15 protein-coding genes are annotated in these 16149 nt (G+C 50.7%); 10 read left to right on the top strand and 5 right to left on the bottom strand.

Annotated features, from left to right (window positions below):
• Positions 1-168: 168 nt before the first annotated feature.
• The 5 genes from ACKU4E_RS05365 to ACKU4E_RS05345 form a co-directional block, all read right to left on the bottom strand.
• Positions 169-459, bottom strand: coding sequence for a PxxKW family cysteine-rich protein (locus tag ACKU4E_RS05365; RefSeq protein WP_320170051.1), 291 nt, complete (start codon positions 457-459; stop codon positions 169-171).
• Positions 460-605: 146 nt separating this feature from the next.
• Positions 606-1928 (bottom strand): amidohydrolase, encoded by a 1323-nt coding sequence (locus ACKU4E_RS05360; RefSeq protein WP_320170050.1) that lies wholly within the window; start codon positions 1926-1928, stop codon positions 606-608.
• A gap of 152 nt (positions 1929-2080) precedes the next feature.
• Positions 2081-2830 (bottom strand): S-methyl-5'-thioadenosine phosphorylase, encoded by a 750-nt coding sequence (gene mtnP / locus ACKU4E_RS05355; protein WP_320170049.1) that lies wholly within the window; start codon positions 2828-2830, stop codon positions 2081-2083.
• A gap of 81 nt (positions 2831-2911) precedes the next feature.
• On the bottom strand, positions 2912-3424 hold the full coding sequence (locus tag ACKU4E_RS05350) for an adenine phosphoribosyltransferase (protein ID WP_320170048.1): 513 nt from the start codon (positions 3422-3424) through the stop codon (positions 2912-2914).
• Between the two features lie 162 nt (positions 3425-3586).
• A complete protein-coding gene (locus ACKU4E_RS05345; protein ID WP_320170047.1) occupies positions 3587-4054 on the bottom strand; it encodes a hypothetical protein in 468 nt (155 codons plus the stop codon).
• 264 nt (positions 4055-4318) lie between these two features.
• Between ACKU4E_RS05345 and rsmA the strand changes: the two genes are divergently transcribed.
• The 10 genes from rsmA to ACKU4E_RS05295 all read left to right on the top strand — a co-directional run bounded on the left by rsmA (position 4319) and on the right by ACKU4E_RS05295 (position 16100).
• Complete coding sequence (gene rsmA, locus ACKU4E_RS05340; RefSeq protein WP_320170046.1) at positions 4319-5107, top strand: 16S rRNA (adenine(1518)-N(6)/adenine(1519)-N(6))-dimethyltransferase RsmA; 789 nt, start codon at positions 4319-4321, stop codon at positions 5105-5107.
• A gap of 251 nt (positions 5108-5358) precedes the next feature.
• Positions 5359-5631: an HU family DNA-binding protein gene (locus tag ACKU4E_RS05335; protein WP_320170045.1), complete on the top strand. Its 273-nt coding sequence runs from the start codon at positions 5359-5361 to the stop codon at positions 5629-5631.
• A gap of 15 nt (positions 5632-5646) precedes the next feature.
• Positions 5647-5826, top strand: coding sequence for a hypothetical protein (locus ACKU4E_RS05330; RefSeq protein WP_320172660.1), 180 nt, complete (start codon positions 5647-5649; stop codon positions 5824-5826).
• Between the two features lie 157 nt (positions 5827-5983).
• Positions 5984-6184 carry a 30S ribosomal protein S21 gene (gene rpsU, locus ACKU4E_RS05325; RefSeq protein WP_320170044.1) on the top strand — a complete coding sequence of 67 codons (201 nt, stop codon included), beginning with the start codon at positions 5984-5986 and terminating at the stop codon, positions 6182-6184.
• 3 nt (positions 6185-6187) lie between these two features.
• On the top strand, positions 6188-6634 hold the full coding sequence (locus ACKU4E_RS05320) for a GatB/YqeY domain-containing protein (protein ID WP_320170043.1): 447 nt from the start codon (positions 6188-6190) through the stop codon (positions 6632-6634).
• 130 nt (positions 6635-6764) lie between these two features.
• Entirely contained in the window at positions 6765-9065 is a 2301-nt protein-coding gene (locus ACKU4E_RS05315; protein ID WP_320170042.1) for an endonuclease MutS2, read from the top strand.
• Positions 9066-9162: 97 nt separating this feature from the next.
• Positions 9163-10893, top strand: a complete 1731-nt coding sequence (dnaG, locus tag ACKU4E_RS05310) for a DNA primase (protein WP_320170041.1) — start codon at positions 9163-9165, stop codon at positions 10891-10893.
• A complete protein-coding gene (gene rpoD, locus ACKU4E_RS05305; RefSeq protein WP_320170040.1) occupies positions 10880-12646 on the top strand; it encodes an RNA polymerase sigma factor RpoD in 1767 nt (588 codons plus the stop codon). The genes dnaG and rpoD overlap by 14 nt, the downstream gene beginning before the upstream one ends.
• Positions 12647-12845: 199 nt before the next feature.
• Positions 12846-13805 carry an adenosylcobinamide-phosphate synthase CbiB gene (gene cbiB / locus ACKU4E_RS05300; RefSeq protein ID WP_320170039.1) on the top strand — a complete coding sequence of 320 codons (960 nt, stop codon included), beginning with the start codon at positions 12846-12848 and terminating at the stop codon, positions 13803-13805.
• A gap of 324 nt (positions 13806-14129) precedes the next feature.
• Positions 14130-16100, top strand: coding sequence for a glycosyltransferase family 39 protein (locus tag ACKU4E_RS05295; protein ID WP_320170038.1), 1971 nt, complete (start codon positions 14130-14132; stop codon positions 16098-16100).
• The last annotated feature ends 49 nt before the right edge of the window (positions 16101-16149 follow it).

The following is a 16149-nucleotide window of genomic DNA, read 5'->3' as shown; positions in this document are numbered from 1 at the left end:
CGGTTGCGGATCGGGTTTATGGTTGCAGTTGAATTTGGTCTGGACGTACCAAAGCGAAGAGCCGGAACAAGTCCGGCTCCCATTATACACGAAATTAATCATCTGAAAACCAGTTCAAGAACTGTTCTCCAGGCAGGATTAGGCTGGCGACTTGCCTGAAATGACAGACTAGCGACCGCGTGCAGCACGCTTGGATGCTTTAAGCGGGTTGACCTTGACCTTACCTTCTTTGTCGACACCGGCACGTACGTGTGTTGCGAAGTTGCAAACGCTGTGAGCCCATTTCTGAGCGGGCTGAGCGTAGCTGTGGCAGTATTTCTGTCCATCGAATTCTACGGTGCGTTCGCAGCCGTCACACTTTTCTACAACGGGTTCCATGATTACGCCTTTGTAGGAAAGACCTTCGGCAGTCATTTCTGCTCCTTCAAGTGCGTGTACTTTTACATTCTTCTTAGCCATGTAGCGCCTCCTGTTTGGCAAGTCGCTTGCGAGCAAGCGTTGTTTATCTCAATTTGCTTGTGAAAAGCACATTTCCCTATGCAGTGTTTGCCTATGTTGTCAAGGAAAAAAACTGCCCGGCTGGCTGTGAATCGGATATTACCGACTCAACCAAGTCGCTTCAAGGCCCATTTTACGGCCTTTTCCGCTTCCCGTGAAATGGATTCCACATCAAGGGTCATATGTTTTCCGTCTCGGTAGACAACATTTCCGTCGCAGACAGTCAGGGCCACATCCTGACCTCCGGCGCTGTATACGACGTGCGAGAGCGGATTGTATACAGGTTTCAGGTGCATCTTGTCCATATCCACGGCGATAATATCCGCGCTGAATCCCGGTTTTATCGATCCTGTATCCTCAAAACCGAGAAAACGTGCTCCGTTGATTGTTGCCATGTCCAGAACAGTGCCGGCGGGCATGGCTTCGGGGTCCCTGAGAAATCCCTTCTGAAGCAGGGCTGCGGTGCGCATTTCATCAAACATGTCCAGATTGTTGTTGCTGGCCGCTCCGTCCGTTCCCAGTCCGGTGTTGATCCCGGCCGCAATGAATTTTGTGACCGGACATATGCCGGACCCCAGTTTCAGGTTGCTTTGCGGGTTGTGCGAAATCTGTGCCCGTGATTTTCGGATCAGCTCTATTTCGTCAGCGGTGACATCCACGCAATGGTGAATTCTGGTCCTTTCGGTCAGCAGACCGTATTCGGCAAGAATTTCAATGGGACGTTTACCGAAGGTCTCAAGGGTCAGTTTCGTTTCGGGCACGGATTCGGCCGCGTGTATCTGCCAGAGCAGCCCCAGCTTCTCGGCCAGTTTCATGCTCTCTGCCAGTTGGTCCGGATCGGTGGTGAAAACCGCATGCGGAGTTACGGCAGTCCTGATGCGTGGGTTGTCGTGGAATAGGTCATCAAGTTTTTTAACGGTATCCCAGGCTTTCTCGGCTGTTTTGAAAAACGGGGACGGGAATTTGAAAAAACCTTCCCCCAGAACCGCTTTCAGGCCGGATTGATCAACTGCCCGCCCGACCGCGTCTTCGTACATATATCCATCAAGAAAAGCGGTAGTCCCGGAAGCGGCTATTTCCGCACAGCCCAGCATTGCCCCCAGTTCCACCAGTTCTCTTGTGAGTCCTGATTCAATGGGAAACATGTAGTTGTGCAGCCAGTCCAGCAGCGGCAGATCGTCCGCTACCCCTCGCATGAGCGTCATGGGCACATGCGTATGTGCGTTAATCAGTCCCGGCATTATCACGGACTTGCCGGTGTCGATCACGCTTTCGGCTTTCCAGTCGCGCTCTATTTCCTTGTCCGGGCCTGCCTCGGCAATTTTTCTGCCGCAGACCGCCACGGCGCCGTTTTCAATTAAAGTTCTGTTTTCATCCTGCGTGAGAATGTATGAACCCTTGATGATCAGGTCGCATTCGTTGTGCTGCATTTTTACCGTCCTGACCGAAGCTGTTGGAATCCGGTGTCAGATCAATTGAAAAGGCAACAACAATCGGCGGCTGCCGTGTCTATGATTCGCGCCGAAGATAAGTTGTTGCAGACCGGATATCACTGTTGCAGCCGTCTGGCCGTTTTGAGTTGTTAATCCAGTTTTCCGATAGTCTTGATGAGTGCTGAAGTCACATTTTCGGCATTGGCTTTAAATATTTTTAATATTTCGTCCCATGTAACCGGTGCTTCATCTGTTTTCCAGCAGTCGTAGTCTGTGGACATGGCTATGGCAGCGTAAGGTATTCCGGCTTCGTTGGCGAGGATTGCTTCCGGGGCGGTGGACATATTGATGATGTCCGCTCCCCATGCTCGGAACATGTATGATTCCGCTCTGGTGGAAAATCTCGGGCCCTCGATCGTTACCACTGTTCCCTTGTCGTGGACGGTTACGCCGAGTTCGTTGCAGGATTCGATCATCATTGTTCTCAGGGCTGCGTCGAAGGGTTCGGCCATGGGTGTGTGGGCCGGAGCATGCGGTTCGAATGTTTCATGGAAGGTCAGTGCGCGTCTGCGGGTGAAATCAATAAACTGGTCCATGACCACGAGGTGACCCCGGCCTATTTCCTCCCGCAGGGAGCCGACTGCCGTGGTGGCGAGAATGCAGTCGCAACCGAGATCCTTGAGAGCCTGTATATTGGCCCGATTGTTTACAAAGGTGGGCGGAATGGTGTGCTCGCGGCCGTGACGGCCGATTATATGAACTTTTTTCCCTGCAATGGTTCCTGATTTTACGGGAGAACTAGGGGCTCCCCAGACTGTCGTTGTTTCCGAATCCTTTGCGTCTTTCAGGATGTCCGGATTATCAAGTCCGCTGCCGCCTATGATGCCGATCACTGCCATGGGAAAATCCTTTGTTGTTAAGTGAAAATAAAAAAGCTCCTTTCCTCCGGACGGAGAAAAGGAGCCTGTGCCGGTACTTTATTAAAGCTGGAGCAGATGGCTGTTCGGAATACCGTTGAGTTTGGTTTTACCGTCAAGGAATCCGAGTTCCACCAGAAAACCGATGCCGGAAACAACTCCGCCTGCTTTTTCAACAAGCTTGACCATGCCTTCGGCTGTTCCACCGGTGGCCAGAACATCGTCAACGAGCAGAACCTTTTCGTCCTTTGCAACAGCATCAATGTGCATGCTCAGACTGTCGGTGCCGTATTCCAGATCGTAATTAACGGAAATGGTATCATAGGGCAGTTTGCCGGGCTTGCGGATGGGCACGAACCCTATGCCGAGCTTGTAGGCGAGCGGAGCGCCGAAGATGAATCCGCGTGCTTCAGCCGCTGCGATTTTGTCGGCTTTGTAATCGCTGAAGCGTTCAGCCATCATGTCGATGGTATACTGAAATGCGCCGGGATCAGCCAGAAGAGGGGTTATGTCGAAATAAACGATGCCTTCTTTGGGAAAGTTGGGTACATCGCGGATATGGTCCCTTAAATTCATGTATTTCCTCCATCCTTAATGGATTGTTTATGCCAATGGAGTAATTATTTTGAGCGCATTTGTCAAAGGTCATGGGGGCGTTCGCTATCGATGTCCCTTTTGTTTATTCAGGGAATGGAAATCGTCTTATTCCGCTTTAAAAGCATGCGTGGTAAGAACGGATCAGGTCAGCGAATTCGAGAATCCCTGGGCTCTGGTTCCACCGCCTATGCTCGTGCCGGAGCTTTTGGCCTGCTGTTCCAGAAGTTCTGTCAGCTGCCCTTGAATCTGCATCAGTTCGTTTTCCTTGGCAGATATCTGTTCCTTGTTTTCTTCAGGGCTCTGCTTTAACTTTTCAATTTCCTGTTGCAGCTTTTCAATCTGCTCCTTGAGCCGGCTGATCATTTCTTCCTGCTGGGAGCTTGAGGAGTCCTCGCTTTCCTCGGAAGATTCGGTGTCCGATGTCTGGTCTGCGGATTTTGACTGGGCCAGAAGGCTTTTGGCTGTATCGGAAATTTCCACCGTGTCACCGCTGGTGCCGGTCGACAGGGAGGTCTGTTCCTCTTCATCCTTTTCCACGTTTTTTACGTTAACGCTTGGTGATGTGTACGATTGGACCTGCTCGGAACCTATGCGGAGATTGAAGTCCATATAAACCTCCTCTGTTGTGGTTTATAGAAGTAATTATGTTTTTCTTGTCGGTCGTTTTGGGAAATAGTTTATGTCTTGAGCGATAATTGGCGCATTTAGCTAGATCATCTTTTGGTTGTCTTGTGTGGTGATTGCAGATAATGCCGGACCTGCAGATTGCGCGCACCTGGCGGACAACCCGTTCCTGAGTGAGTTTTGAGATTGATTCATGGCGGAGCGTGCAGATAAGCAAAGGTGTAACCCTAATTTGAAACCGGAGTTTTTGTGCAGATAAATCACAGGGCCAAGAAAAGTCTCGGCCAGAATTTTTTGCAGGATGACAATATAGCCCGCAAGATTGTGGACAGCCTCGGAATAACCGCAGATGACTCGGTAATAGAAATAGGTCCCGGACAGGGGGCCTTGACCCGTTTTATACGCGAGGCCGGACCCGCAAGTCTGAAGCTTATTGAAATGGATCGGGATCTGGCCCCGGCACTGGCTCAGGAGTATCCTGAAGCCGAGGTTGTGCAGCTGGATGCGCTGAAGTTCGATTGGTCGAAACTTGATCCTTCCGTAAGCTGGAAAATTGTGGGCAACCTGCCGTACAATGTCGCCTCGAAAATAATGTGGGATGTGGCTTCCGGGTGCAACGCCACCTGCGTTTTCATGGTTCAGCATGAGGTGGGGCAGCGCATCACCGCTGAACCGGGGTCCCGGAAATACGGGGCGATAAGTGTCTGGATTCAGAGCTTCTGCCGTGTTGTGTATCTTTTCAAGGTTCCGCCCACGGTTTTCAGGCCGCGTCCCAAAGTGGATTCGGCGGTGATAAAATTTTTCCCACGGGCCGCGGATGAAAAACCTGTTGATATTGAAGGGCTTGCGGGTTTTGTAAAATACTGTTTCCAATACCGTCGCAAACAACTCGGCAAGATACTGAAATCATTCATTTCAGATTGTATGCTGGAATGGGCGGAGAAGGAGGGCGTAGCCCTGTCTGATCGCCCCGAGGCCTTGTCACCGCTGCAATTTCAGGGGTTGCATAAATGCATTAAAAACGATTTTCCCTCTTGACTTGTTGGGCAAAATCCTGTTTTAGATTTTCTTCAGGGTCTGTATCTTAAGTTTTTCGCTGTATTGTGGTAAAGACTGTGCAGACCGGGGGGCTTGTTTTTGTGGGTTTTTTGGGTGGTAGCTTTCACGATTCCGTCTGGATTGCTGCTGCGACTTGATTAAAACCAACTCTTGCCGTTGGGCAAGGTTAATGGCAGGAGCGCGCAAGTGTTCCGCAATAATCATTTTCCCGTTTTAAGGAGGAAGGACTGATGACTAAGGCTGAACTCGTGGTAAAAATCGCCGACAAAGCCGGCATGACCAAGGCAGACGCAGAGCGTTGCCTGAACTATTTCCTTGATACAGTAGAGGAAACTCTTGTAAACGAAGGTAAACTGACCCTTACAGGATTCGGAACCTTTCAGGTTGACGAAAGAAAGGAACGTACCGGTCGCAATCCCCGTACAGGTGATGAGATCAAGATTCCCGCATGCAAGGTGGTAAAATTCCGCCCCGGCAAGCTGCTCAAAGACGCTGTAAAATAATCAAGGAGTTTTGGAATGATGTTGCATGGAGAAACTGTTCAAAGTCCTCTTCCTCAGGATCTTCCCTGGTGGATGCCTGATCATTTTATCTTTTTCGGCGTTCTGTACATTGTTATCGGTATCCTCGGCGCCGGCCTTGCCTACTGTGCTGTAAAGGCATGGATGGATTCCAGAAAGGACGCAATAGGGCATTAATTTTCGATACTTTCGTATTTTTATATCCGGTACCCAGTGATGGGTGCCGGATATTTTTTTGTGTTACACCCCTTGACTTCAAGGGTAAAATGCGTCTATAAAACCGCTCTTCCGTACATGAATTTAGTGCGAGATTTATGAAGGGGGGGTGATTTTATTGCCCGGTGTTTACCTCGAAGATTCTGACAACTTTGAAATAGCCCTTCGCCGCTTCAAGAAGCAGGTTGAAAAGGCAGGAGTTCTTTCCGAACTCAAAAAGCGTCAGCACTACGAAAAGCCCAGCGTTCAGCGTAAAAAGAAAAAAGCTGCTGCCCGCAAAAGGCTTGTTAAAAAAATGCGCAAAATGTCAATTGGTTAGCATATGAGTCTCATTGAGAAGATCGATAAAGATTACATAGCGGCCTATAAGGCCAAAGATGATGTGAAGAAGCAGGTTTTGAGGCATCTCAAGACTGCAATCAAGAATCGCATTGTCGAAGCCAAGGGTGCTGAGCTTACCGATGCAGATGTGCTTGAACTTGTTGCAAAGCAGATCAAGCAACGCCGGGATGCCATAGAGCAGTACAATACTGCCGGTCGCCCGGAACTGGCCGAGATCGAGGCTGTAGAAGTCGAAGCGTTGTCCGAATACATGCCGCCCGAGCTTTCCGCAGAGGAACTTGAGGCAGCCGTGGACAAGGCTATTTCCGATCTCGGAGCATCTTCAATGCAGGATATGGGCAAGGTGATGCAGGCCATCATGGCAGCCCATAAAGGACAGGTTGACGGCAAGGCTTTAAGCAGTCTGGTCCGGTCCCGTCTCTCCTGAAGATCAGCTTCAACCGGTATTTAACGGCAGGCCCCGGAGTCAATCCGGGGCTGTTTGCCGTTTTTTACGTATTGGCACCCGGCTGTAAACCGGGAAATGTTGTTCTAACATTTTTCCACACTGGATTCCCATGGAGCCAAGATCTCTCCAGCTACTCGAATTTCCGAAGGTTCTCAAAGTCCTCGCCGATTACACCGTATCCTCTTCCGGTGCCGAGGCTTGTCTTGCACTTTCTCCGCTTCCGGATGAGGAAGAAATCAATTCCGCTGCCCGTTTTTTTCGGCAGGGACAGAATTTTGTAAGGGAGACAGGTTTCAGGCTTGGTCAGTTTCCTCCTCTTGAAGGTTTGTTCAATTATCTGGTGAAGCCCGGCAATGTCCTTGATGCCGATGCTCTGTACGCACTCGTACAGACACTCGGACAGGCCCGTGTGCTTAAAGAAGCTCTTGATATTGCTGAAAAGCGCGAGTGGAACCGCATAGTTGATTTTCTGGACGAGGTCAGCTGGCCGGAGAAGACATTTTCCGGGCTGAAACGCTGTCTGGATCAGGACGGCAACATCAAGGACGAAAGTTCGCCCGAACTCTACGATATACGCCAGTCCGTCCGCAGCCTTCATCAGCGTTGCGCCAAAAGAGTGCGCGATTTCATCCACGGCGAGGATATCAGCCGGTTCATGCAGGATGATTTCATGACCATCACCAATGACCGGTATGTCCTGCCTCTCAAAACCAATTTCAAAGGCCGGTTGCAGGGCATTATTCACGATTATTCCAATACCGGCGAAACCTGTTACTTTGAACCCCTGTTTCTTGTTGAACTCAACAACACCATGCAGGAACTGAAGCAGCAGGAACGAGTTGAAGAACTCAAGATTCTTACCTATCTGACCGGACTGGTCCGTTCGGAATTCGACCAGTGCGTGGCTGCCTACGATTTTCTTGTTTCCTACGATGTCCTGCAGGCCAAAATAAATTTTGCAGACGTGTTGAAAGCCGTTGCCGTGGATGTAACTCCCGGTGCAGGTTTTGATCTGAAAGGCGCCAGACATCCTCTGCTCGCCACTGTAGAGGGCATTGTTCATCCACTGGATATAGAACTTCCTGCGGACCAGAGAGTTCTTATTGTAAGCGGCGGGAACGCCGGTGGTAAGACCGTTTGTCTTAAGACTGTCGGACTGTTGTCCGCCATGGCTTTCAGCGGAATTCCCGTTCCGGTGGAAAAAGGTTCCGTGCTGCCGCTCTACAGGGAAATTTTCGTCATAATGGGTGACGAGCAGTCCCTTGAAGACAACGTCAGTACCTTCTCCGCCCAGATCAAATCAATCAGCCGCATCTGGGAATCCATGGATTCCTCGACTCTTTTTATTCTTGACGAATTCGGTTCCGGCACCGACCCGGCACAGGGGGCCGCCCTGGCTCAGGCCGTGGTGGACGGACTGCTGGAAAACGGGGTTACATGTTTCGCCGCCACTCATTTCCCGGCACTCAAGACCTATGCTCTGGTGACCGAGGGAGTGCGCGCTGCAAGCGTCCTTTTCGATCCCTCCACCAAGAAGCCCCTGTTCAGCATGGCCTATGATCAGGTCGGGGCATCCATTGCTCTTGACGTTGCCCGTGAACACGGATTTCCCGAACATCTGCTTACCAAGGCAGAGCAATATCTGCTTATGGAAGGTTCCGATACCGGTTCGGTCATGAACAGGCTCAACGAACTTGCAGTAAGCAGGGAGAAGGAGCTTGAGGAACTGGATCGCATCAAGGCCAGACTGGAGGAAAAACGGTCCAAGCTGGAAGAGCGGTTTGAGAAGGAACGTCTTTCCGTGCTTGCTGCGGTCAAGGATCAGTCACGCAATGTTCTCAAGCAGTGGCAGGAAGGTAAGATAGGACGTAAGCAGGCTTTGAAGAAGCTTGCAGACGCCCGCAAGTCCATTGGCGGCGAAGAGGTTGCAAAGCCCGAAATCAAGCCTTTTTCCTTTGATGACATCAAGGTCGGTTCTCCTATTCTGAATCTCAGCTGGAACCGCAAGGGCGTGGTGCTGGAAAAGGATGATCGCAAAAAACGGGTCAAGGTCGATATGGACGGTGTAGCCATGTGGATGCCTGCCGATCAGCTCGGCCCGGTGGGGCGCAAGGCCGAGAAGGAAAAAGTTCGTCAGATTACCGAGCAGGCCGCTCCCAAGGGCGAAATGACTCTAAAGATAGACCTGCGCGGCAAACGTGCGGATGTGGCCATGAGCGAACTAGGTCGTTTTTTTGATCAGGCCCTGCTGCGTGGGGCCACCGATATTGAAATTATTCACGGCCGCGGAACCGGTGTTCTCAGAAAGGAAGTACACATGTTTCTTGACGGCAACCCGGCAGTTGCCGCTTACAGGCTCGCCCCGGAAGACAGGGGCGGCGACGGTATGACTGAGGTCGAATTAGTATAGTGCAAATTATCTGATGCCGTGCTATCTAGGAGTCGGTTGATGATTATGCAATATTCCGAATGGTTCCGATTGTTTCGCTGATTTTACGGAGGATTCTTTGGACCGGGATGCCATACAGGCCATCAAGGATCGTCTCGATATTGCCGATATTGTCCGCAGGTATGTGGAACTGAAGCCGGTTTCGGGCAGGTGGATGGGGCTCTGTCCTTTTCATAACGAGAAGACCGCTTCGTTCAGCGTGAACAGTGATGAAGGTTTTTTTTATTGCTTCGGATGCCAGGCCTCGGGGGATATTTTTGATTTTTATGCCCGGATAAACGGTCTGGAGTTCAAGGACGCACTGGAGCAGCTTGCGGCTGAAGCCGGAGTTGAACTGACTCCCGGCAAAGTTGATCCGCAGGCGGCCAAAAGAAGTGCCGATCGCAAAATCTTCATGGAGATGCATGAGCAGGCCGCGAATTATTTTTCCCGCATGCTCAAGCGCCCGGAAGGAAGAACGGCAAGGCAGTATCTTGAGCGCAGGGGGATTCAGCCGTCCGTAATAGATGCGTTCGGTCTCGGATGCAGTTCCGAAGACTGGCAGGGGCTGGAAAAATTTCTTGTTTCAAAGGGGTATACAGCAGATCAGGGCGTTAAATCAGGTCTGTTGTCCAGCAACGCTTCGGGGCGGACATATGACCGTTTTCGTTCCAGGCTGATATTTCCGATTAAAAATTTATCCGGAAGGGTTATTGCCTTTGGCGGAAGAGTAATTACAGAAGGAGAACCAAAGTATTTAAACAGCAGTGATACGCCCATTTATAAAAAGGGCGATCATCTCTACGGGCTCTGGGCCGCCCGTAATTCCATATCCCGCACCAAGCGGGCTCTGCTTACGGAAGGGTATATGGATGTTCTTTCACTGCACCAGTTCGGATATACGAATTCGTGCGGCGTGCTGGGGACGGCCCTGACTCAGGATCAGGTCCGGCGTCTCGGTGGATTCTGTTCCAGAATAGACCTCGTCTTTGACGGGGATTCCGCCGGACTCAAGGCTGCCTTGCGCAGCGCAGAAATGATTCTCACGCAGGGAGTTTCCTGCGGTGTGATACTTCTTCCCGACGGGGAGGATGTGGACAGTATCCTTCAGTCTCGCGGGGCCGAAGGTTTTCAGGTATTTATGGATGAAGCGCGGGACGGGCTGGATTTTTCTCTGGCTACTCTTCAAAAAGGGTATTCCCCGCGTGAAGTAATGGACTGGGCGCAGGGCTTTTTAAAGAAAATGTCCAGCGCTTCGTTACGGGCTTTCTATCTGCCCAAGGTCTCATCCGGCCTGGGCATTGCGGAAGCGGAACTGCGAAATGTTTTTTCAGGTGCGCTTAATTCAGCGGTTGAGCAGCGCAGGGTGGAACAAAGACCCGTCACTGCACCGCCGGTAGGCACACAGGCTAAAGATGATAAATATTTTTTGAGGTATGCGGTAAAGCACCCGGAATATGTCGAAGAGCTTTCGGAAAGAGGAATTTCACAGGTCCTGAACTCGCACTGGGGCAAAAAACTGTGGTCTAAAATTTCGGCTCACAGCGGGCAGGATATAATTCCTCTTCTCGATGATTCCGAAAAACAGTTCTATATCGGATGCAGGTCCGAGGAATCTTTTTCCGAAGAAGAACTGGCTGAAGAATGGCGGCATGTCTGTAAGATTATAGCCCGTAAAAGATACGAACAGGGCCGTAAACAACTTACAAACGCCCTTCGCCGTGCTCAGGCGGAAGGCGATATGAACCGTGTAAGCGCATATCTCAAAGTCCTGAACGACTCTGTATGGAGGGATGATGAGCAACATTAAGGATATTCAGGCTATCAAGACCCTGATCTCCGAAGGAAAGAAACAGGGGTTTCTTACCTTTGAACAACTCAGCAAGGCACTGCCGGCCGAGTTTACAAAGTCCGAACAGCTTGATGATGTCATCAAGATTTTTGATCAGCTGAACATCGCAATCGTCAACACCCCGGAAGAAGGCGACAGCTTTCTGGAAGGCAATGTTGAAGTAGAGGTTGAAGACGACGAACTCGATCTCACCGAAAGCGAAGAAGAAAGCGTGGACTACGTATCCCGCAGCACCGACCCCGTCCGTATGTATCTGCGTGAAATGGGTGCTGTAGGCCTCCTGGACAGGGAGGGCGAAGTCGTTATCGCCAAGAAGATAGAAAACGGCGAAATGGAAGTTCTCTACGCTCTTGTGGAGATTCCGGTAGCCATTGAGGAACTCATCAGCGTCGGCGAAGAACTTGATGAATCCAAAATCAAGCTCAAGGATGTTGTAAAGACCATCGAAGAAGACGATCCCAGCGAAGACGAGATGAACCAGCGTCAGCGGGTCATATTTCTGCTGGACGAAGTCAAGAAGATTTATACCAAGAAGAAAAAGATATACAGCAAGCTCGATTACTGTGCCCGTCTGGATAAGAAAGTTACCAAGGAACAGAATGAGATTATCGTGTTCAAGCAGGAAATTGTAGACCGGCTGCGCGATATCAAGATCGAGAAGACGCTCATAGACCAGATCATTGAAACCGTCGGAGATTACGTTCGCCAGATGCATAACTGCCAGCGCGACCTTTCCGCATATATCCTTTCCACCGGGAAGACACAACAGGAAATTCGTGAACTGTTCAAACGCATTGACGACCGCGATATCAACCCGGTTGTGGCTGCCGATGAACTGAGCATGACTGTTGACGAGCTTTTTTCCTTCAAGGAAATGATCTCCGGTAAAATGGAAATTCTGGTCCGGCTGCAGGAAAAATGCTGTCATAATGTTCATGATCTCGAAGAAGTTCTCTGGAGGATCAAGCACGGTAACAACAGCGCAATGCAGGCCAAGCAGGAACTTATCCGTGCCAACCTGAGGCTTGTTGTCTCCATTGCCAAGAAATACACCAACCGCGGGCTGCAGTTCCTCGACCTGATTCAGGAAGGCAACATCGGCCTGATGAAGGCGGTGGACAAGTTCGAGTACCAGCGCGGATACAAGTTCTCCACCTACGCAACCTGGTGGATTCGTCAGGCCATTACCCGTGCTATTGCGGACCAGGCCCGGACAATCCGTATCCCGGTCCATATGATCGAGACCATAAACAAGCTGATCCGTACTTCCCGCTATCTTGTGCAGGAACTCGGCCGTGATCCTTCCCCGGAAGAAATTGCGGAGAGAATGGATTATCCGCTTGAGAAGGTTAAAAAAGTTCTCAAGATTGCCAAGGAACCCATTTCCCTTGAAACCCCCATCGGGGATGAAGAGGATTCGAGTCTCGGCGATTTTATCGAAGATAAGAAAGCAACTGCACCGGCCGAGGAAGTGGTCAGCACCAAACTTGGTGAGCAGATTGCAACGGTTCTTTCCGATCTCACCCCGCGCGAGGAACAGGTCCTGCGCAAGAGATTCGGCATCGGTGAAAAGTCCGACCATACCCTTGAGGAAGTGGGCAAGCTTTTCAACGTAACCCGCGAACGCATCAGGCAGATTGAAGCCAAGGCTCTTAGAAAGCTGCGGCATCCTGTTCGCAGTGCCCTGTTGCGCTCCTATTACGAAAATTAGTAGTTTAAGCGGTGCGGAATTGTTTTCCGCACCGCTTTTTTTATGGTGGAGTGACGGCTGGTTCCGGAGTGTGGGAATTTCCGGATACCGGGGACAATTATTATGCTTCAAGGATTTGTTACCCCTTTTGCCGTCCGTGTGTGTCGGGGAGCCGGGTCTCTCTGATTGAAACGATTTAAGATTTGAGGATATAAGTTCAATGGACAATTCTACAGTGTTGTTTCTTCTTCCTATTGTCGCCCTTGTCCTGGATCTCTTTCTTGGGGATCCCAAATGGTTTCCGCATCCGGTCTGCTATATCGGCAAGGTTCTCGACAAGTACAGGAACTGGGTAAAATCCATCGGTAAAGCCAATAAGATCATGGGCGGAGTCGGTGTTTTCGGTTTTGCCGTCATCATCTGGGGCGTGCTCAAGGTTTTCCTGGCCATTCCTTTCATCGGAGTGCTTGTAGGACTTTATCTTGCGTATGCAGGTCTTGCTCTCGGCTCCCTGCTCAGTGAGCACAAGAATGCCGCCGCTCTGCTTGACAGCGGCAAAATAGAGCAGGCTCGCGCAGCTATTGCAGGACTCGTCAGCCGGGATGTTTCTGAACTGGATGAAGCCGGTCTCCGCAAGGCTCTGGCTGAAACCACCAGCGAAAATCTCAATGACGGTTTTGTGGCTCCGTTTTTCTATCTCGTTGTAACCGGACCTGCCGGCATGTGGGTTTACAAGACTGTATCGACCATGGATTCCATGTGGGGATACAAAAATGAAGAATTCAAGGAATTCGGATATTTTGCTGCCAAAGTTGACGATGTGCTGGCCTTCATTCCCGCACGCATCACCGGCTTGATGATGCTTGCTGCCGGACGCCTGATGAAACTCGACTGGCAGTCCGCATACGCCAACCTCATCACTGATGCCAACAAGACCGAAAGTCCTAATGCAGGATGGCCTATGGCTACTGCAGCATGGCTGCTCGGCGCTCCCATGGGCGGCAAGGCAGTCTATTTCGGAGAGGAAAAGGAAAAGCCCGTTATCGGCCCTGAAACCGGCGACTGGTCTTCTCTCAAGCTTAAAAGACTGGGCGCACTGGTCATGACTTCTTCCATACTCGCAGCCATATTGCTCGACATTTACTTTGTAATGGTCTGGGCTTCACAGGTTGTGCATTAATTCTCGATGAATAATTCTGATCTGCGGATCAGATTCCGGATATATGAACCGGAGCCGGGTAATTCCCGGTTCCGGTTTTTTTGTACGCAATGAACCGGCAATCCCGGTTGATATCCGGGCAGGAAAATCGGCAGGGCATGCGTTCGACAAACGAGTCTTGTGGGGGGGGGCACGCAGATTAATCTGCCCGGATCAGTTAAGCTCCGTTTGTATGATGGCTGCCAGCCAGCGGAAAGGGAAATCATGCAGCCATGGCCCGAAAGCTGTTCAAATCTGGCGTTTACGTATACGGATTCTATATGAATTAATTCTATGGAGCTTCAGATGGGATATGGATCAATCAGAAATCATGCTGTGCCGGTAATTCTGTTGCTGGCAATTGTTTTGTTCGCGGGAGCCGTCATCGTTGCTGTCCGAAGTTCTATGCGCAGCCCCGAGAATACATATCTTGCGGCTGACGGCGGGGCGAGTTGGATAAAAATTGATGAACCGTTCCGGCTGAATGCCCGTAGCAAAGGTTCCGAAATGACGCTGTTTCGGCGGTTTTTTACCCTCGATAAGGAGGTTGAACCGCAAATATCTCTCAGGGCATTCCGCGGAGCCGGAATATGGCTGGACGGAAGACCTCTGCGCAAGTTTGATGGGGACCTGACCAAGTGGCGCGACGCAGTGAATATCATGCTGCCATCCCTGTCGTCTGGAAAGCATGAACTCAAGATTGCCGTAGTAAATGAGGATTCACATCCGGCGTTGCTCGTTCGGTCTGATATGGCTGATCTGAATACTCCGGACGGATGGGAGGCGAGCAGGGACGACTTTGTCTGGACACCTGCTGTTGATGCGGCCAAAACTGGTCGGCTTTTCATCGGGGATAAATTCAGGCGGTCAGACCTGGCTTTGCTGGAACTGCTGCCGTATCTGATCCCGCTGTTTCTGCTTGGAGCCGGATTTGTCTGGATGAAGGATAAACAACGTCTACCGGCATCCGTAAGAAAGTTTGAACCCGGTCCCGGCGCAATCCGTTTTCTTCTGCTCGGATTGTGGACCATAATGGCCGTCAACAATTTTCACGACCTGCCTTTGAAGCTCGGAATGGATTCCACCGGGCACTTCAAATATATTGAATACGTTGCGCAAAACTTGAAACTTCCCAGTCCGCTTGAGGGCTGGCAGATGTTCCAGCCGCCCCTGTATTACATTGTTTCAGCAATATTTTATAAGATTCTGCTGTTTTTCACCGATACAACCACGGCGCTGTACTGGTTGCGGTTTATACCGCTTGTCTGCGGCGGAATAATGATCGAAATTACCTACCGCTGTTCGGAACTTGTCTTCCCAGATGATGCTTTGGCAAGAATTACAGCTACAGTCATCGGCGGATTCATGCCCATGAATTTCGTTATGGCTCAGTTCTGGGGCAATGAGTCTTTTGCGGCGGTTTTCTCCGCGCTGGCGATTTTTATGACCCTGACAATTGTTCTGCGCGAAGACCGGAGGGGATTAAAGCAGTACCTCCTGCTAGGATTTTTTGCAGGGTGTGCGGTGTTAAGCAAAGCAACGGCATCGCTGCTTATTCCTCTCATGGTCTTTTTTATCCTGCTTGCGCTTCACGGAGAAGAGGAGGATGAGCAACATTCGGCACGGTTCAATCCGTTCGCAGGAACAGGGTGCGCACTTGTTGTAACGGCCGTTACCGGCGGCTGGTACTATCTGCGTAACTGGATGAATTACGGAAAACCTTTCATCGGCGGATGGGACAGAATCAGGGAGATCGGCTGGTGGCAGGATCACGGCTACCGGGTGTGGGAACATTTCTGCACTTTCGGCAGTTCCGTTTTCAAGCCGGTATACTCAACTGTAAACGGAGTCTGGGACGGGCTGTATTCAACCATCTGGCTGGACGGCAACCTCAGCGGCGTAAGCCGGTTCGCAAGCAGGCCACCATGGAATGATGACCTGATGACCTCAGCCGCACTGCTGGCTCTGATTCCTTCTGTGTTAATTCTTGTCGGTATTGCCAGAACTTTCCGGACCCCGGTCCGGTCTGTGTTTAACGGCCGTATGTTTATCACAGCCTGCATCGTGGTCTATTTTACGGCCATAACCTACCTGTACCTCAATCTGCCGGTTTACAGTACAGCAAAGGGCAGTTACTCCCTCGGTCTTCTTCCCTGCTATGGAATTCTTGCGGCGGACGGAATCAGACCGCTGACCGGGAATCTGTATGTCAGATCTTCACTATGCGGATTTCTGGTAGTCTGGACGGTTCTTGTCTACGGGGCATATTTTGTTTAGCCGGGATGCCCGACAATGTTTTTTAACTTAACTCCGTAAAGAGACAGGA

This window comes from Maridesulfovibrio sp. (genome assembly GCF_963677005.1).
In the GTDB taxonomy this organism is placed as follows: domain Bacteria; phylum Desulfobacterota; class Desulfovibrionia; order Desulfovibrionales; family Desulfovibrionaceae; genus Maridesulfovibrio.
The sequence above is the reverse complement of the archived record's forward strand: the minus strand, read 5'-3'. Positions and strand labels throughout refer to the sequence as shown.